The following is a 17,745-nucleotide window of genomic DNA, read 5'->3' on the forward strand; positions in this document are numbered from 1 at the left end:
ACTCGCGGTCCAGGGAGAACGGCTTCTCGGTCCAGACGTGCTTGCCCGCGTTCACCGCAGCCGTGGCCACCTCGACGTGGGCTGCCGGGATGGTCAGGTTCACGATGATCTCGACGTCGGGATGGTTCAGCGCCAGCTCCGGCGAACCGAACTCGGCGATGCCGTATTCCTTCGCCCGGGCCTCCGCCGCGTCCCCGAACAAATCCGCGATGACGTGGACCTTCAGGTCCGGGAACACCGTCAGGTTGTCCAGGTACGCCTTGCTGATGTTGCCCGCGCCGATGACCGCGACCCCTACGGGTCCCCGGCGGGTGGACGGGGTGGACTGGTGCGTTGCGGCGCTCATGCGTTCACGTCCTGTGCTGCGTTGTCCTGAAGGAAGGCGAGGCTCTGGGCGATGCCTTCAAAGATGTCTCCGGCGTAGTCGTCGAACTCCACGACGCCCACTTCCAGGGACTTGGCGGCAGCAACGACGTCGAGCACCGGGATGGTGCCCTGGCCGGCAGGCTGCTGGGCCTTGGTGTCGGTGGTGCCGGGGCCGTCCTTGATGTGGATGAACTTCACGCGGTCACCGAGGCGGGCGAGCAGTTCCACGGGATCCTGGCCTCCAACAGCTGCCCAGTAGGTGTCGACTTCCAGGACCAGTTCCGGGTCAAGGAGGCCTTCGAAGTACTCCAGCGCAGTCTGGCCCTCGATGGTGGACTCGAGTTCCCAGGCGTGGTTGTGGTAGCCGACGCGGATGCCGTATTCGGCGCCCTTCTTGGCTGCCTCGTTGAGCTTGGCGGCGGTTGCCTGGATGTCCTCGGCGTTCTGCCAGTGCTCGGCAGGCAGGTACGGATCGATGACCGTGGAGATGCCCAGTTCCTTCGCAGCGGCGAAGATCTCATCCTGGTCCTGGCTCAACAGCGGCGCGTGCCCTGTCGGGGCGCTCAGCCCGTTCTCCTTCAGCGCAGCGCCGAGCTCCTTCGCGGTGGCCACGAAATTGTAGGGTTCAACCTGCGTGAAACCGATCTCGGCAACCTTCTTGATGGTGCCCGGCAGGTCTTCTTGCATGGCATTGCGCAGGGTATACAGCTGGATGGAGTAAGACATGGTTTTCCTTTGCGTTGTCAGTTGCGTGAAAAAGGTTCGATTATCGGCCGGCGAGGGATCCGCCGATGCCGCCGACGCTGAAGTACTTGTTCAGCGTGGCGAAAACGATGATGGGCGGGAGCATCATGACGACGGCGAGTGCCATGACGCCGGACCAATCGGTGAGGTTTTGCTGGAAGAAGGACTGCACGCCCACGGGCAGGGTAAAGATTTCGTTGGAGCGCAGGAACACGATCGCTACGAGGTAGTCGTTCCAGGCCAGGAGGAAGGCGAAGATCGCCGTGGACAGGATGCCGGGCAGGGAATTGCGCAGCACCACCTTCGTGAACGATCCGAACACGGAGCAGCCGTCGATCCAGGAGGCTTCCTCGAGGCTGACCGGGATGGAATCGAAGTAGGCCGCCATCATCCAGGTGGCCACGGTCATGGTGGACCCGACGTAGATGATGATCAGGCCGAGCAGGTTGTCCACGAGTCCCATGCCTGCGAAGAGGATGAACAGCGGGACCACGGAGGTGATGATCGGCAGGGACTGCATGACGAACAGCAGCAGGGAGTAGCCGGAGACGGCTTTGGAGCGGCCGCGCGAGAGGACGTAGCCGGCGGGTGCGGCGACGGCGACAGAGACGATCACCGTGGAAAGCGTAGTGACGAGGCTGTTAGTCAGCCAAGTGCCGGCGAGGGTCTTGGAGAAGACGCCCGTGATGTTTTCCAGGGTCAGGCCGGTGGCGGTGCTGTTCGGGCCCGGTGTGAGGGCCAGGACCACCGTGACCATGATCGGGACGAGGACGATCGCGGTGATGGCAAGGATCAGGACGAACCGCCACCAGCGTCCGCGCAGTCCGGCTTCGGAGAGGGCGCGGCGGGTTTTCTCGGGTCCCGCGACGCCGAGCGCGGGTCCGGATTCGGGGTGGGCGTGGAGTACTGCGCTCATTATTCGACGCTCGACTTTCGGATCTGGCGGTACAGGAAGACCGACACGACGACGAGGGTGAGGGTCATGAGGAAGGCGATGGCGACGCCGGGACCGGTCTGGAAGTCCTGGAAGACGCTGCGGTAGGCCAGGACCACGAGGGAGGTGGTGGCATCGACCGGGCCGCCGCCGGTGAGCAGGTAGATGGTGGGGAAGTCGTTGACGCAGAAGATCGTCATCAGGATCCAGCTGATGTAGGTGGAGCGGGCGATCATCGGCAAGGTGATCTGGGTGAACTGCTGCCACTTGCTGGCGCCGTCCATACTGGCCGCTTCGTAGACGGTGGTGTCCACGGAGGCCAGGGCGGCGGAGATCATCATCATCATGAAGGGGAAGCTGACCCAGACCTTGAAAACCATGACCATGACGGCGGCGAGGTGCGGGTCGGCGAGGAACAGCGGCGTGCCCAGTCCGAGGTTGCGGAAGATGGAGGGGATGAGGCTTTCCGGGGTGGCGACGAGCCAATTCCAGGCGGTGGAGGACACCACGATCGGCACCACCCAGGGCAGGAGGAGCAGGACCTTGAAGGTGCCGCCCGCCGGGATCTTGGTGCGCAGGAGCAGGGCCAGGCCAAGGCCCACCAGCCAGGATCCGAAGACACCGACGATCGTGAACCACAGCGTGAACTGTGCGGCTTTCCAGAAGGCGGGCGAAGACAGTACGGTGGCGAAGTTGTCGACGCCGACAAAGTTCCCGGTGTCGATCAGGGAGCCGTCGTGCGTTGCCTGGACGCCGGCGTAGATCAGCGGGTAGCCGTTGATCAGGACGAGCAGGACGATGGACGGCAGCAGGAGCCAGAAAAAGGTCCGTTTGGTCTGGCCCGACAGTTTGCTCTTGCGGTTCAGGCCGCCGCTGCGGTGTTGTGACCCGCCACCCGGGCCGCCGGGGGCGAGGCCCCGGCGGGCCCGGGCCAGGCCCGATTGTGCGGTGGTTGATGACATGGCAGGCCGCTTTACTTCTTGAGGACTGACTGGAGACCGGTCTGGAAGGCCGTGAGTGCCGACTTGGCGTCGGTCTTGCCTGTGAGGATGGTCTGGGTGAACTGGTTGAGTGCCTGGCCGCCGTCAAGGACAGCGAGGTTGGCGTTGAGGGACGTTCCCTGCGCGGCGAAGGTCTTCGCGATGGGCTGGTATTCCTTGACGATCTTGACGTTGTTGGGATCGCTGGCAAACTCGGGAAGTTCGGTGATGGACTTGAAGACCGGGAGCGCGTTCATGAGCTTCTGCTGCCACAGGGATTTGAGCTGTCCCATGTAGTAGGTCAGGAATGCCTCGGAAGCATCCTGGGAAGGGGTGTTCTTGTACATCATGATGTTGTTCGGGAACACCAGTGTGGCCTTGTCGCCGTGCGGACCGGCCATCGGGCTGGCCACCAGGAGATCCCCGGAGGTGTCGCCTACGCGCTGCGGGACGCCGAGCACGTACATTCCGAAAGCGGCCTTCTTGTTCTTCCACTGCGCGTCGAGGTTGTCCGAGGTGTAGCTGACGGCCGCAGGGTCGATGATGCCGTTGGAGACCAGTTCGAGCAGGAACTCGGTGGCTTCCACGTTGCGGTCGTTCATGACGTCCAGCTGGCCGTCCTTGGTGAAGACGCCACCGCCGTTGTTGATCATCATCATGATCATCAAGTGGTTGCCGATGTTGTTGCCGGCTCCGGAGCCTGTCGCGAACCCGACGGCACCGATGCCCTTGAGCTTCTTGCCGGCCTCGAGCAGGCTGGGCCAGTCGGTCGGAACCGCTACACCGGCCTGGTCGAATAGGGACTTGCGGTACCACAGGGGGCGCATGTCCAGCTGCCACGGGACAGCAACGTAGCCCTTGTCCGACTTGAACGGCTCCAACACGCCGGGCAGGAAGTCGTCGAACTGGCCGTTCTTCTTGAGCGCATCGATGACTTTGTCCGCGTAGGCGATCTGGCCCTGCTGCTCGAACTGGAACGCCTGGAAGCCACCACCGGTGGACACCGCCGGACCGGTCTTGGACGCAATGGCCGAGGAGAACGTCTGGTAGAAGTTGTTCCACTGGATGATCTGGTAGCTGGCCTTGCTGTTGGCCCCCGAGAAGCCCTCGGTGATCTTCTTCGCGGCGTCGTTATAGGCCGGGGTGGCCCACGGCATGTCCCAGAACTTGATCGCGCCGCCAGCGGAGCTCGAGCTGGAGCCGCCACCGCAAGCTGCGAGCAGGGGGACAGCCGCTGCTGCCGCCGTGAGGCCGAGGAAACCCCTGCGGGAGAAATTGCGGCTGGCTTCGGACTGAACATTCATGATGATTCCTTTCGGGACCGCTGCGTGGTCTTCGCGTTTGATGCGGTCCGGCTCGTCGTCGAGAAGGCTAATGATGCTTTGATGCTCTGTTTTGCTCGATTGTGCTGGTTGCGTGTTGAAGGAGAGGTGCAGGTTCAGGAGAGGTGCGCGATGGATTCCGTCAGCCGCGCAAAGCCAACCAGATCGGAGGGGAGGGTACCGGCGTCGAGGTGTTCCTTGAGCCGGCGCCAGGTGGTGCGGTGGGCGGATTCGTAAACCGTTGGCAGGAGGATTTCCCCTTGGGGCCCGGTAGCGCGGACTTCTGCCGGCCAGGCGGCAAGCGGTTCCGGGACCGCAATGCTGACAGCGCCGTCGTCGGTATAGAGGCGGAAGTCGACGCCGGCGGGCCGGGAGTTGCTCAGCACGCCTTGGAGCGAAACCGGAGCTCCGTTGGCGAGGCGGGCGGAAACCGTGTAGCCGTGCGTTCCGCGGTGCAGGACGCGAAGCGCGTCCAGTTGCCCGGTGACGCGCACGACGGCGGCGAGGTGCTCGGTGAGCAGCCGTTCCGGATCCGCGCCTGCCGCGGCCGTCGCGACCGTGTCTAGCATGGCGGCGCGGCCGGCTACCGTGCGGACGGCGTCTTCGGCTCCAGCGAGACCTGGGTTGGATGCCCAGCGCTGGTCTAGGACCACCGCGACGCCGCGTGCTTCGGCGGCGTTGAGCAGGGCGGCCGTGTTTTCCGGGACCGGGTTGACGACGACGATGCCCGACGCTCCGCCGTCGATCGCCTTGATTGCCTCGGCGGTCCAGCCCGCGGCGCCGTCGAGGGCGGAGATCCGTGCGGCCTCCCCGGCCGCTACCGGACCGTAGCTCGCCGGAAGCGAAGCAACCGCGAGTGCCACGGAGCCGCTCTCTTCCGCCTGCGGGGTGGCAGTGACCGTGTAATGGGTGCTCATGAGTGGGCTCCTGCATGGCTGTTTGCGTGCTCCGCCGCGGCGACATCCACAGTGGCGTCGGCAATGGCTATCGCGAAGGTGAGGTCATTGATGAGGCTTTCGGCTGACGGCGGTTGCTTGGTTCCGAGGGCCAGTTGGGCGAGTTCGCGCCATTCGCCCTCGTAGCCGTTGTGCTCGAACGGTCCGTAAGTGGTGCTTGTGCTGCCGCGGGTGATGGTTGCGACGGCGGAACCCGCCTGTACATAGGAAGGAGTGAAGTCCATGCGAAGGGCTGCGTCGTCCGAGATCGCTTCGAAGACCCATTCCGGCTTCCAGGTTTTGTTCATGGCTGCCCTGAGTTCGATGATCCGGTCACCTGCCCCCTGTTTTCCGGAACGAAGGGAGATCACGTAACCGAAGGGGCGCACGTGGCGTGCCTGCAGCACCTCGAGGTCTTCGAAATCCGGCGTGAAGCGGCGGACGAGGGGAAGGTCGTGGATGGCGAGTCCCATGATGCCGCCGCGGAGGGCGTTCTTGATGACCTCGATGTCGCTGTAGTCAGGGGTGCCGCCTGCGGGCCGGGTGATGATTTCGGTGGCGAAGTCTTCGAAACGGGCATTGGGCGGGAGAACGATGGAAGAACGGATGGTGTGGACGTTCTCAGGGAGATCGCCCCAATTGCCTTCCGCTGCGAGCCAGCCTGGATCGAAGGTGTGCATGGCGCCCACGATGATCGGCACGCCCGTTTCCTCGCTGACCGCCGAAATCCGGGCCGCCTCCTCACCGCTCATGGCGAAGGGCTTTTCGCAGAGGACGGCCTTCTTTCCCGCGCGGCACGCGGCGATGACTTGGTCCGCGTGGAACTGGTGGGGGCTGCAGATCGCGACGATGTCGACGTCGGGATCGCCCAGGAGCGCGTCCATGCTGGTGCTGTGGTTGGCGCCGACGCGTGCTGCGACCGATTCGGCGACCACTGCGTCGACGTCCATGATGTGGCGGACTTCCAGGATGTTCCGGAGCCGGGCCAGGGAAGGAAGGTGGATTGCTTGGGTGACCGGGCCGGCGCCAAGAATGCCGACGCCGAGGGGCTGTGGTGATCCTAACGATGTTGCCTGTGAGTGGCTGGACAAGATCAGTTACCTCTTCGTAAACGGAGTCTCTGAGTTTCAGCACGGCCTGGTGGGCTGCGTGACCCTTCTCACAAACAACCTACGACGACTTTTGTCGATGAGCAAGCAAAAGTTGAAAATCATTCGACAATCTTTTTGCTGCGTGACAGCCATAAGCAATCGTGCTATCACTGATGCATGACTTCAGCACCCGAAAAAGCCCCGGGCAAGGACGGCTCCGTACAGGACGCCGGGAGCCTTTCGCGTGCAGGAGATCTGTTTCAGCTTCTTCGCGACGGCCAGGCACGAACCCGCGCCGAACTCGCCATCACCACCGGACTGGCCCGTTCCACCGTCGCCTCGCGCATCGACGCCCTCATGAACTCCGGACTCGTGGGCCCCGCCGGTGAGGCGAGTTCCAGCGGCGGCAGGCCGCCGTCGCGCTTCGCCTTCAACCCCGCCGCCCGCGTTGTCTTGGCGGTCGACGTCGGAGCGACGCACGTGATCGTCGCGGTCACCGATCTCGGCGGAACAGTCTTGGCCGAGCACCGCCTCGCGCAGGAAGTCGCCGACGGTCCCGAGATCGTGCTTGGCAGGGTTGTGGCGGAAGGACGGGAGCTCCTCACCGAAGCCGGCCGCAGCCTTGACGACCTTGCCGGGATCGGCATCGGGCTGCCCGGCCCGGTGGAACACGACACCGGCAGGCCGATCAAGCCGCCGATCATGCCCGGCTGGGACGGATTCGACGTGGTTCGATACATGCAGCGTTCGCTGCCGGTTCCCGTCCTGGTGGACAACGACGTCAACATCATGGCCTTGGGCGAACGCACAGCGTATTGGCCGGACCACGACAATTTGCTCTTCATCAAAATCGCCACGGGCATCGGCGCGGGCATCATCAGCAGCGGCGAGCTGCAGCGCGGCGCAAACGGCACCGCCGGGGACCTCGGCCACGTCCGGGTTCCCCGCGGCGACGACGTCCTCTGCCGCTGCGGGAACTACGGTTGCCTTGAGGCACTCGCCTCGGGACCCGCCGTCGCCCGCCAACTGCACGCCCAAGGGCTCGCGGCCAGCAACGGCGGCGACGTGCTGCGGCTCGTGGCCGAGGGAAACCTCCAAGCAATCCAGGCACTCCGGCAGGCCGGACGCGACGTCGGCGATGTCCTGGCGACGGTGGTCAATCTGCTTAACCCCTCCATGATCGTGATCGGCGGCAGCGTGGGGGAGGCGGGCGAGCACCTCGTGGCCGGCATCCGCGAAGTCGTCTACCGGCGCTCCCTTCCATTGGCCACCTCGCACTTGCGAATCGGCATCTCGATGGCGGGAGACCAGGCCGCGATCCTCGGTGCGAGCCAGATGGTCACCCAGCACGTTTTGTCTCCGGCAGTGATTGAGGCCACGCTCCAAGCAACCGGCTGACGGGCGACTTATGCCGTTCCGCTGCGGCACGCCGTGATAGCAATGAAGGTGATGCCTACTTTCCCCGCCCTTCAGTGCGCCCCATGACCGGCCAATTGCTCGCCAAGGTCCCTCGAGGCTGGCTGATCCTCGCGTGCATCGGCCTCATCGCCCTCAACATGCGAGGACCCTTCGTCGCGGTTGCGCCGGTGGTGGATTCCCTGAAACGGGATCTTGGATTCTCGCCCGTGGAACTCGGGCTGCTGACGGGCATTCCAGTGCTCTGCTTCTCGCTCGCCGCCCCGCTCGCCTCAATGGCCGGACGCAGGTTCGGCGCCGAATTCGCGGTGATGCTCACGCTTGCGGGTGTGCTGGCCGGCGTCGTGATCCGCTCCAGCGGCGGCGGCATTCCGGTCATGGTGGGTACTGCCCTTATCGGCCTCGCCATCACTATCGGCAACATCGCCGTGCCACTCATCATCCGCCGCGACTTCGCCCCGCGACGCCAGGCAACCGCGATGGGTGTGTACACGGCGGCGCTGAACATCGGGTCCTTCCTGACCTCGGTCGCCACGGCCCCGCTCGCGGAACTCGTGGGCTGGCGCCTTGCCCTCGCGGCGAGTGCCCTCCTGGCGCTGGCGGCCATCCTGTTCTGGATCCCAGCCGTCGGTGCCCACAGCGCGTTCATTCCGGCTGCGGTGCCGGCCGCCGATGGTTCGCGGGCCGGCAAGGCCTCCGGCGTTGGCTGGCTGACCGTTGGACTGACGCTCGGTTTCGCCGGCCAGGCATTCTCGTACTACGGCGTGACCGCGTGGCTTCCGAGCTTCCTGGCCGACGAACTGGGCATGGGCACCGCACAAGCCGGCGCGGGATCGTCGCTCTTCCAGATTCTCGCGATTGTCGGTGGCCTCGGCGTCCCGCTGCTCGCCCGTTTCGCCAGTACGACGGCGGTAGCGGCCACCTTGGGTGCCTTGTGGCTCACAGTGCCGTTGGGCTTGTTGCTGGCCCCGGGCTGGTGGTGGCTGTGGTCATCCCTCGGCGGAGTCGCGCAGGGTGGCGGCATCACGGTCATCTTCATCGCCATCATCAAGTTCGCCCGCGACCAAGCCTCGGCAGGGAAGATGTCCGCCGTCGTGCAAGGGGTCGGTTACTGCTTCGCGGCCTTGGCTCCAACCGTCATCGGCTACGTGCACAGCGTCTCCGGCAGCTGGACCGTGCCGCTCCTGGTAATCCTTGGCTCGGTCGCCGCGTTCTGCGTCTGTACCACCCTCTCGGTGCGCTGGGTGGCCCGGCAACGCTAGCCCCGCGCGAACGTCGTCGTCCCTTAACCCCGCGCGAACTGGCAGCAGATGACCGTTCCCAAGCGTTTTGGGGTCATCTGCCGCCAGTTCGCGCGTGTTGATGAAGGGGTTCCGTCGCTGGGCTGCCTCCCCGACCATCGGGGTCACTTGTTGCGAAGAGTGCAGACAGCCCAGCGGCGGGAGCTTTTATCTACGGATTCAGGCGGAGACGAGTTCTTCCTTGGTCGCTTCCTCGCGGGCTTCGGTGAGGTAGCGGGCGTAGGCCGGGATGGTCAGGAAGGTGGGGAACTCCTCGGCCAGGGTGACTTCTTCGAAGATGCTGCGGGCGTCGTTGAAGCGGTCGTCGTCGAAGCGTTCGAGGCGTGCGAACTCTTCGTCCAGGAGGTCGTTGATCCACTCGCGGGTGATGACTTCGCCGGTGTCGGTGATGGCGTGGGAGTAGATCCATTGCCACAGCTGTGAACGGGAGATCTCCGCCGTTGCCGCGTCTTCCATGAGGTTGTGGATGGCCACGGCACCGTTGCCGCGCAGCCAGGACTCGATGTAGCGGATGCCTACTTCGATGTTGTTCCGGATGCCGGTTTCGGTGATGGTGCCCGTGGTGGAGGCGACGTCGATCAGGGCACGGTCGTCAGGGGTGACGTCCTCGCGTGAGCGGTCCAGCTGGTTCGGACGGTCCCCGAGTACGCCGTCGAACACTTCCCGGCACACCGGGACCAGGTCCGGGTGCGCGACCCAGGAACCGTCGAAACCGTCGCCGGCTTCGCGGGTTTTGTCCGCGCGGACCTTTTCGAACGCTGCCGTGTTGGCGGCCTCGTCCTTGCGGTTGGGAACGGCTGCGGCCATGCCGCCGATCGCCATGGCGCCGCGGCGGTGGCAGGCCCGGACCAGCTGCTCGGTGTAGGAGCGCATGAACGGCTGGATCATGGAGACCTGGGCGCGGTCCGGCAGCACGAAGCGGGGGCCGCGGGTGCGGAAGTTCTTGATGACGGAGAAGATGTAGTCCCAGCGGCCGGCGTTTAGGCCCGAGGCGTGATCGCGCAGCTCGTACAGGATTTCCTCCATTTCGAACGCCGCGGTGATGGTCTCGATCAGCACCGTGGCGCGGATGGTGCCCTGCGGGATGCCGAGCAGGTCCTGGGCCTGGATGAAGATGTCGTTCCAGAGGCGGGCCTCGAGGTGGTTCTCGATCTTGGGCAGGTAGAAGTACGGGCCCTTGCCCTGGGCCAGCAGGCGGCGGGCGTTGTGGAAGAAGAACAGGCCGAAGTCGACCACGCCACCGGCAACGGGCTTCCCGTCGATGAGCATGTGCTTCTCCGGCAGGTGCCAGCCGCGGGGCCGGACCACGATGGTGGGCAGCTCCTCGGCGGCACGGAGCTTGTATTCCTTGCCTTCCGGTGAGGTGAAGTCGATCCGGCGTTCCAGGGCATCGGTGAGGTTCAACTGGCCCTGGATGACGTTCCGCCAGGTAGGGGTGGAGGAATCTTCCATGTCGGCCAGCCACACCTTGGCACCCGAGTTCAACGCGTTGATGGTCATCTTCCGGTCAACCGGCCCGGTGATCTCCACACGTCGGTCCTCCAGGCCCGGCGCCGGGGGAGCGACCCGCCAGTTCGGATCATTCCGGATTTCCGCCGTCTCCGGGAGGAACCGCGGGTCCTGGCCGCTCGCGATCTGGCCGCGGCGGGCGTGCCGAGCCTGCATCAGCTCCTGGCGACGCTCCGCCGTAGCCCGGTGCAGGGTTGCCACGAACTCAATGGCATCCGGAGTAAGGACCTCGTTCTGCCGGTGAATGGGCTGGGCGGTCAGCGTGATGCCGTTGATCGTGTAATTGTCGGTGAAGCTGTTCATTTCAATCTCTCCTCAGAGAAGCAATGTTCGACGGCGGGCTGTTGGTTTGGCTGGGTTCGGGGCCGGGTTGCGTGCCGACCAAGGCAATCCTCCGCGTGCTATTCCCCATCCCCGCCCGAAGAGGCCTCGCAAAGCTCGGCCGGGGCGGGGACAGGGCCCCTTTTACGCACGCTTCCGGATCACCTTGCCCGGTTGCCGGAAGGCGCCTTACGCTCAAGGCCGGAGGGCCGGTATTGCGGCAGCCTGCGTAAAGGGGCCCTGTGCCCATCCCCGACCGAGTTCTACGAGGTCATGGGATGGGCATGGGGATAGCAGGCAGAGCATTGCCGGTCCGTAGGCCGTAGGCGAGTGCTGCCGTCGGGATGGGCCCACTGCCGCCGGGTTCCCTCGCGAGCTTGCGAGCGGAGGGAGCGGCTGGGGATTAGTGGAACTGGCCTTCTTCGGTGGATCCCACCAGGGCCAGGGTGGATGCGTTCGGGTTGAGCGCAGTTGCGATGTCGTCGAAGTAGCCGGTGCCGACTTCGCGCTGGTGCTTGGTTGCGGTGTAGCCGCGGGACTCGGAGGCGAATTCCTTTTCCTGGAGTTCGACGTAGGCGCTCATGCCTTCACGGGCGTAGCCGTGGGCGAGGTCGAACATCGAGTAGTTCAGGGCGTGGAAGCCGGCCAGGGTGATGAACTGGAACGTGAAGCCCATCGCGCCGAGTTCACGCTGGAACTTCGCGATCGTGGCGTCGTCCAGGTGCTTGCGCCAGTTGAACGACGGGGAGCAGTTGTAGGAGAGCATCTGGTCCGGGAACTCGGACTTGACGGACTCGGCGAACTTGCGGGCCAGCTCGAGGTCCGGGGTGCCCGTTTCCATCCAGATGAGGTCCGAATAGGGGGCGTAGGCCTTGGCGCGGGCGATGCAGGGTTCGATGCCGTTGCGGACCTTGTAGAAGCCCTCAGCCGTGCGTTCACCGGTGATGAATTCCTGGTCGCGCTCGTCGACGTCGGACGTGATCAGGGTTGCTGCCTCGGCATCGGTACGGGCGATGATCACCGAAGGGGTGCCCGCGACGTCGGCCGCGAGACGGGCGGCGTTCAGGGTCCGGACGTGCTGCTGGGTGGGGATGAGCACCTTGCCGCCGAGGTGGCCGCACTTCTTCTCGGACGCCAGCTGGTCTTCCCAGTGCACGCCCGCGGCGCCGGCCTGGATCATGGATTTCATGAGTTCGTAGGCGTTCAGCGGGCCGCCGAAACCGGCTTCGGCGTCGGCGACGATCGGGACCAGCCAGTCCTCGACGGTCTGGATGCCTTCGGAGAATTCGATCTGGTCGGCGCGGAGCAGGGCGTTGTTGATGCGGCGGACCACGGTGGGGACCGAGTTCGCCGGGTAGAGCGACTGGTCCGGGTAGGTGTGGCCGGAGTTGTTGGCGTCGGCGGCTACCTGCCAGCCGGAAAGGTAGATGGCCCGCAGCCCGGCCTTGACCTGCTGCACGGCCTGGTTGCCGGTCAGCGCGCCGAGGGCGTTGGTGTAACCGCCGGTCTTTACCTCTTCCGTGAGTTGCTTCCACAGCTTCTCGGAGCCGCGCCTGGCCAGGGTGTGTTCCTCGGAGACGCGGCCGCGGAGGCGGACGACGTCGGTGGCCGAGTAATCGCGGGTGACGCCTTCCCAACGCGGGTTGGCAGCCCATTCGAGCTCCAGTGCGGCGGCCTGCTGCTGAGCGGAGGTGGGCTGCCCTGGTTCAAATGCTGCGGTCATTGTTCTGTCTCCTTTGACGCTACTGTGGCGTGTTGCTGTGTATGTCGCCCCGGCCGACCTTCGCTGCGCCATTGCAGTCCAGGCCGACCGGGGTTTCCGTAGTTCTTACTTTTCAGCACTTCCAAGGGACTTGCTAGATAAAAAGCATGGAAAGAAATGCACTTCTTCGCGTATCCTCAAGAAATGTCACCTGTGAGCTGGAACCGCGAAGTACCGCCGCCGTCGTCGTCCGCTTCCACCGCCGAACTGGACGTCATCAGCCTGGGCCGCCGCGTGCGGTATCTGCGCAAGCAGGCCGGGCTGACCCTCGACGACGTGAGTGCCGCCGTCGGGACCGCCCCCAGCCAGTTGAGCCTCATTGAGAACGGCAAGCGCGAGCCTAAACTGGGGCTGCTGAAGCAGCTCGCGGCGGCACTGAATGTCGGCATCGACCAGCTGCTCGGCGCGGAACCGCCCAGCCGCCGCGCGGCCTTGGAAATCGAGCTCGAACGGTACCAGCGCGGGCCCCTGTACGAGTCGCTGAACCTGCCTAAAATCCGCGTCAGCTCGCGGCTTCCGCTCGATGTTCTCGAGTCGCAAGTGGGCCTCCTGCAGGAGCTTGAACGCAAGCTCAACGAGCAGGTCGCGACGCCGGAAGAGGCTCGCCGCGCGAACGGCGAACTGCGTGCCATGATGCGCGAGCGCGGCAACTATTTTCCAGAGTACGAAGCCGAGGCGCAGAAGGTCCTCAAAGGCGTTGGATACACGACCGGTCCCTTGAGCCAGCACGTCATTGCGGACATCGCGGACCACCTCGGATTCACGCTCCACCACGTGGGCGACCTGCCCCATTCCACCCGTTCAGTGACCGATCTAAAGAATCACCGAATTTATCTCACGCAGAGCCAACGGCAGGACCACGATCCCCGTTCGGTCCTCCTGCAGGCCCTGGGCCACTACGTCCTGGGCCACGAGACGCCCAAGAACTACGGCGACTTCCTGGCGCAGCGGGTCGCGACGAACTACTTCGCCGCGGCTCTCCTCCTGCCCGAGAACGCAACCCTGGAGTTCCTCCAAAAGGCGAAAGCCGCAAAGGAGATCGCGGTAGAGGACATCCGCGACGCCTTTGCAGTCTCCTACGAAACCGCGGCACACCGCTTCACCAACCTCGCGACGAAGCACCTGGGCATCACCACGCACTTCCAGAAGACGCACCAGAGCGGAATCATCTACAAGGCCTACGAGAACGACGGCGTGGCCTTCCCCCAGGACCATACCGGCGCCATTGAGGGCCAACCGGCGTGCAAGGCATGGACCTCGCGTGCCGTGTTCGACGTTCCGGACAAGTTCAGCGCCTACAGCCAGTACACCGACACCGTCTCCGGCACCTATTGGTGCACGGCGCGCACCGAACGCTCGGCCGCGGGCGAGTTCTCGCTCAGCATCGGCGTGCCGTACCAGCACGTGAAGTGGTTCCGCGGGAGGGAGACGACGGCGCGGGCTACTTCGACGTGCCCGGACCCGAACTGCTGCAAGCGCCCGCCGGCGTCGTTGGCTAATTCCTGGGCAGGCAACGCCTGGCCGTCCGCCCGCGCCCACTCGCACCTCCTGGCCGCCATGCCGCCGGGTGCGTTCCCCGGCGTCGACGAGACCGAGGTGTACGCGTTCCTCGAGGCGCACTCGGGGTAGTTTTGTGGCGGCGTGACGCGGACTACTTTAGGACCGGATAGCTCAAGTGCGTGACCCCCACGCCCTCGACGACGGTCGGGTTACCCAAGGTGAGCGGCGCGTTCCCAACGCGATCGAACATCCGGATACCGGATCCGAGCAGCAGCGGAACCAAGTCGACGCGGATCTCGTCAAGCAGGCCGGCGTCGAGGCACTGCCGAATGGTGTCTGGCCCGTGCATGCCGACGATCTTGTCTCCAGCCGCGGCCTTTGCCTTGGCGACGGCGCTTTCCAGTCCGTCGGTGACGAAATGCACCGCGGAGTCGGAACGGGGCCACCCCTCGGGCATCCGGTGCGTCACCACGAATGCAGGCACGCCGAACGGGTGCTTCCCGCCCCAGGCCTCGGCGCGGTCCGAGGTGCGCCGCCCGGTGAGCATCGCCCCCACCTCGCGCATCAAAGCCCGCAGATGTTCCGCGCTCGCTGCCGAGACGTGGAACGTGAAGCCCGGATTGTGGGTCGGGACGTCGACGTCACCTGCGAAGTACCAGTCGAAGACCTCCTCGACGCCGTCCTCAAGATCGGCCACGTAGCCATCGAGGGACATCGACATGAGTGCGACTACCTTGGTCATTTACCTTGCTCCTTCAGCTCAGACGGACATGGCCCAGGACAAAGCCGCATCGCGGCGAGGCTCGGATGGGTCTATCAGCCTGATTCTGTCCACGAGCCGGACACGGTCGATGAGGGATGTCTCGATGAGCGCCAGAACGAACGCATGATCCTTGGGCCGTGCTGCGATGAGCTTGGCCGCGCACAGATCGTAGGGATCCAGGCAAAGCCCAGTGCTGTTCCGGGTCGCCTCGTTGCGCACGCCAACGAGCCGGTACTCCCAGTCGGCCGGTAGCACCGCAGTCTCCCTCTCGACAGCCTGGACGTAGAACCCGAACTCCTTGTGGAAAGGCGACCACTCACCGAGCGCGGAATCGATGCTGTCCGCAAGCGTCCCGGCGTCGTCATCGGAAAACGGGGCAATGTCGACGGCATCGGACATGGTGATGGCCCCAGGTAGTTGGTCCTCCGTGAAGGATCCCAGAATTGACTGGCTACCGATCACGATCACCCGGTCGCCGTGGATGATATCCGTAGCGGCCCGGATGGCGTGCTCGAGCTCATCGCGGCGCATGGCTGTACCGTACCCCCGCGCAGCCCGATTGTCAGTACCCCCGCTGCCGCTCGCGCTCAGCCAGCAGCGTCGCCACCTTTTCGATGAGCTCGTACGGAATGGGCTTCCCCAGAGGGAATTTCAACGTCCCCTTGGCCGACCGGAAAAGGGCGATTTCGCGCTCGAAGTCCTCGCCGCCGTCGGGCACTGGATAGACGGAGACGTGGTGCTTCCACGCCGCGAAATACACCACGTAGTGCCCGTCGAGCGTGATGGTGGGGATACCGTAACTGATCCGGTCCGCGGCTCCGGGCACTGCTGTCAGGGCCCGCCGTCGGATCTCGTGAAGGATGGTTTGCACGTCGCCGGGCTGCGCCGCGATGTAGTCGTCCACCGTGTCAAAGTGCTCTGCCATGCGCTTCCTTCGCTCCGCTCCGTGCCCCGCCGTTCAGCGGGTCTTGGACCCAGCTTGCCCCAGCGCGCATCGCCCCTGCCAGAGGGCATCGAAGCGAGGTTCGGGCCGACTCCGACCCTCGCTCACATATGTCGGGTTTTGGCCGGACGCTCGCTCACATATATGGGGTTTTGGCCGGACGCTCGCTCACTTGATCTGATGGAACGTTATGGACGGTGGCGAGTTTGCCCGACCATTCGCGATTCCTCGATGCGAGAATGGGGGAGGCACCGCGGTTTTGCAGGCGGGTCCACCACCAGTGCTAATACAGCGGGGCGCCGTGCTAACTCCGGCCGCCTGCGCGAACCACTACGAACGGACAAGCGATGACGTCAGCATCAGAATCCCAGACCCTGAGTAAACCCGCGCCTCGTTTCGCGTCAATTGGCTCTCCATACTTTGGCATCATGCTGGCATGCATGGCTGTCGTCCTGATCCTGTCCAACATTGGCGCTGCCAAAGGCGTCGTCTTCGGTCCGATCATCACCGATGGCGGATTCTTCCTCTTTCCGCTTGCCTACATTCTTGGCGATGTGATGAGCGAGATTTATGGATTCAAGGTTGCCCGTAAAGCAATCATCACCTCGTTCGCACTGTCAGCATTCGCGTCGCTCTGCTACTGGATCATCATCGCGCTCCCCGGTTTCAATGACGATTACGGCAATGCCAAGCAGGCTGCCATCGAAGGCGCACTGGGACCGGTTCCCCAGATCGTCCTTGCTTCACTTCTCGCGTTCCTGGCCGGCCAAACGATCAACTCCTTGATCCTGGTCAAGATGAAGGCCCGTTCGGGTGAGAGAACCCTCTGGGCCCGGCTCATGGGTTCATCCGGGGTGGGCGAATTCGTGGACACGCTCATCTTCTGCAGCATCGCGGCCTCGGTCATTGGCATTACGGACTTCGGAAGCTTCGTCAATTACGTGCTGGTTGGCTTCGTGTACAAGGTCGGTGTCCAATACATCCTCGTGCCCGTGACGTCCTTGGTCATTGGCTGGATCAAGAAGCGCGAGCCTAGCTACTGGGCCTGAGCAGGTAATCCGGGAGGCGGGCCGCATATGTGAGCGCGCGTCGGGTCGGGAGGGCATTTAGGTGAGCGAGCGTCGTCCGTCGGCTCAGGGGAACTGCAGGGAAGTCCGGTAGTTTCAGAGGATGAAGCTGGGAAACGCCGTGCTGACGGCCGAGAATCTTGTTGCAGGCTATGGAGAGCATGCAGTGTGCGGACCGCTCGACGTCGAGGTTTTCCCCGGGCAGGTGCTCGGGATGGTGGGCGAAAACGGTGCCGGCAAGTCCACACTGCTGCGCACGATGATTGGCGCGCAGGCAGCCATAGAGGGCGATGCGCACGTGCTTGGCTTGATGCCGGACGACCGCTCGGCCCTCTTTCGCAGCAAGGTCTCGGTGCTGCTGGATGAGGATGCCTACTTCGATTCACTCACCGTTCGCGAGCACCTTTCCTTGGTGGCCCGTGGGCATGGCCTCACCAACCCCGATGCGGCTGTGGAGGAAGAGATTGGCTTTTTCGAGCTTCAAACCGTGGCCGATGCATTTCCCGATCAGCTTTCCTCGGGACAGCGCCGGAAGCTCCTCCTGGCCTCGGCATTCATCCGCCCCTTCGAGCTGCTGGTCCTGGACGAACCGGAGCAGCGGCTCGATACCCGCATGCGCGGCCTCCTGGCGCAGCGGATCGCCAAGACTGCCAAGAAGAGTGCCGCCGTCGTCATGGTCACGCACGATGCGGATGTCGCCCAAACGGCGTGTACCCGGGCGGTAATAGTCGACGACGGCGGTGCGCGCGTGGTAAGTACGGACGAGGCTGTGGCGAGGATTCGCCGGTGAG

General features: G+C 64.5%; 17 protein-coding genes. 5 read left to right on the forward strand and 12 right to left on the reverse strand.

Translation table 11 applies throughout. The features are described 5' to 3' along the window. From QRN52_RS12675 to QRN52_RS12705, 7 genes are all read right to left on the reverse strand, one after another. Window positions 1-346: Gfo/Idh/MocA family protein (locus QRN52_RS12675; protein WP_284753082.1), on the reverse strand; the 346-nt coding region annotated here is incomplete at its 3' end. Beyond that, window positions 343-1,092, reverse strand: coding sequence for a sugar phosphate isomerase/epimerase family protein (locus tag QRN52_RS12680; protein WP_284753083.1), 750 nt, complete (start codon window positions 1,090-1,092; stop codon window positions 343-345). The genes QRN52_RS12675 and QRN52_RS12680, both read right to left, overlap by 4 nt. 40 nt (window positions 1,093-1,132) lie before the next feature. Further along, window positions 1,133-2,026, reverse strand: coding sequence for a carbohydrate ABC transporter permease (locus QRN52_RS12685; RefSeq protein ID WP_284753084.1), 894 nt, complete (start codon window positions 2,024-2,026; stop codon window positions 1,133-1,135). Beyond that, window positions 2,026-3,006, reverse strand: a complete 981-nt coding sequence (locus QRN52_RS12690; protein WP_284753085.1) for a carbohydrate ABC transporter permease — start codon at window positions 3,004-3,006, stop codon at window positions 2,026-2,028. Before QRN52_RS12690 ends, QRN52_RS12685 begins: the two co-directional genes overlap by 1 nt. Window positions 3,007-3,017: 11 nt before the next feature. Beyond that, entirely contained in the window at window positions 3,018-4,328 is a 1,311-nt protein-coding gene (locus QRN52_RS12695) for an ABC transporter substrate-binding protein (protein WP_284753086.1), read from the reverse strand. Between the two features lie 134 nt (window positions 4,329-4,462). Beyond that, window positions 4,463-5,263: a hypothetical protein gene (locus QRN52_RS12700; protein WP_284753087.1), complete on the reverse strand. Its 801-nt coding sequence runs from the start codon at window positions 5,261-5,263 to the stop codon at window positions 4,463-4,465. Beyond that, the gene (locus tag QRN52_RS12705; protein WP_284753088.1) at window positions 5,260-6,372 is read right to left on the reverse strand and encodes a Gfo/Idh/MocA family protein; all 1,113 of its coding nucleotides are present in this window, start codon (window positions 6,370-6,372) and stop codon (window positions 5,260-5,262) included. Before QRN52_RS12705 ends, QRN52_RS12700 begins: the two co-directional genes overlap by 4 nt. Window positions 6,373-6,549: 177 nt before the next feature. Here QRN52_RS12705 and QRN52_RS12710 point away from each other — a divergent pair, with 177 nt between their 5' ends. Continuing rightward, window positions 6,550-7,770 (forward strand): ROK family transcriptional regulator, encoded by a 1,221-nt coding sequence (locus tag QRN52_RS12710; RefSeq protein WP_284753089.1) that lies wholly within the window; start codon window positions 6,550-6,552, stop codon window positions 7,768-7,770. An 83-nt stretch (window positions 7,771-7,853) separates the two neighbouring features. Next, window positions 7,854-9,050, forward strand: a complete 1,197-nt coding sequence (locus QRN52_RS12715) for an MFS transporter (RefSeq protein WP_284753090.1) — start codon at window positions 7,854-7,856, stop codon at window positions 9,048-9,050. 198 nt (window positions 9,051-9,248) lie between these two features. On the opposite strand, the gene aceB is transcribed toward QRN52_RS12715, so the two are convergent. Both aceB and aceA read right to left on the reverse strand, forming a co-directional pair. After that, window positions 9,249-10,901 (reverse strand): malate synthase A, encoded by a 1,653-nt coding sequence (gene aceB / locus QRN52_RS12720; RefSeq protein ID WP_284753091.1) that lies wholly within the window; start codon window positions 10,899-10,901, stop codon window positions 9,249-9,251. Between the two features lie 421 nt (window positions 10,902-11,322). Then, window positions 11,323-12,642, reverse strand: coding sequence for an isocitrate lyase (aceA, locus tag QRN52_RS12725; protein WP_284753092.1), 1,320 nt, complete (start codon window positions 12,640-12,642; stop codon window positions 11,323-11,325). 156 nt (window positions 12,643-12,798) lie between these two features. On the opposite strand from aceA, the gene QRN52_RS12730 reads away from it, so the two are divergent. After that, the gene (locus QRN52_RS12730; protein ID WP_284753093.1) at window positions 12,799-14,310 is read left to right on the forward strand and encodes a helix-turn-helix domain-containing protein; all 1,512 of its coding nucleotides are present in this window, start codon (window positions 12,799-12,801) and stop codon (window positions 14,308-14,310) included. A gap of 22 nt (window positions 14,311-14,332) precedes the next feature. Here QRN52_RS12730 and QRN52_RS12735 read toward each other — a convergent pair whose 3' ends face one another. The 3 genes from QRN52_RS12735 to QRN52_RS12745 are packed head-to-tail and all read right to left on the reverse strand — an operon-like array spanning window position 14,333 to window position 15,869. Continuing rightward, a complete protein-coding gene (locus QRN52_RS12735) occupies window positions 14,333-14,923 on the reverse strand; it encodes a dihydrofolate reductase family protein (protein WP_284753094.1) in 591 nt (196 codons plus the stop codon). A gap of 18 nt (window positions 14,924-14,941) precedes the next feature. Beyond that, window positions 14,942-15,475 carry a DUF6036 family nucleotidyltransferase gene (locus QRN52_RS12740; RefSeq protein ID WP_284753095.1) on the reverse strand — a complete coding sequence of 178 codons (534 nt, stop codon included), beginning with the start codon at window positions 15,473-15,475 and terminating at the stop codon, window positions 14,942-14,944. 31 nt (window positions 15,476-15,506) lie between these two features. Beyond that, window positions 15,507-15,869: an iron chaperone gene (locus tag QRN52_RS12745; protein WP_284753096.1), complete on the reverse strand. Its 363-nt coding sequence runs from the start codon at window positions 15,867-15,869 to the stop codon at window positions 15,507-15,509. Window positions 15,870-16,234: 365 nt separating this feature from the next. Between QRN52_RS12745 and QRN52_RS12750 the strand changes: the two genes are divergently transcribed. Continuing rightward, window positions 16,235-16,936 (forward strand): queuosine precursor transporter, encoded by a 702-nt coding sequence (locus QRN52_RS12750; protein ID WP_078106703.1) that lies wholly within the window; start codon window positions 16,235-16,237, stop codon window positions 16,934-16,936. Between the two features lie 121 nt (window positions 16,937-17,057). Further along, window positions 17,058-17,744: an ABC transporter ATP-binding protein gene (locus tag QRN52_RS12755; protein ID WP_284753097.1), complete on the forward strand. Its 687-nt coding sequence runs from the start codon at window positions 17,058-17,060 to the stop codon at window positions 17,742-17,744. Window position 17,745: the final 1 nt, after the last annotated feature.

The organism is Arthrobacter sp. efr-133-R2A-120, from assembly GCF_030209835.1.
Lineage (GTDB): Bacteria > Actinomycetota > Actinomycetes > Actinomycetales > Micrococcaceae > Arthrobacter.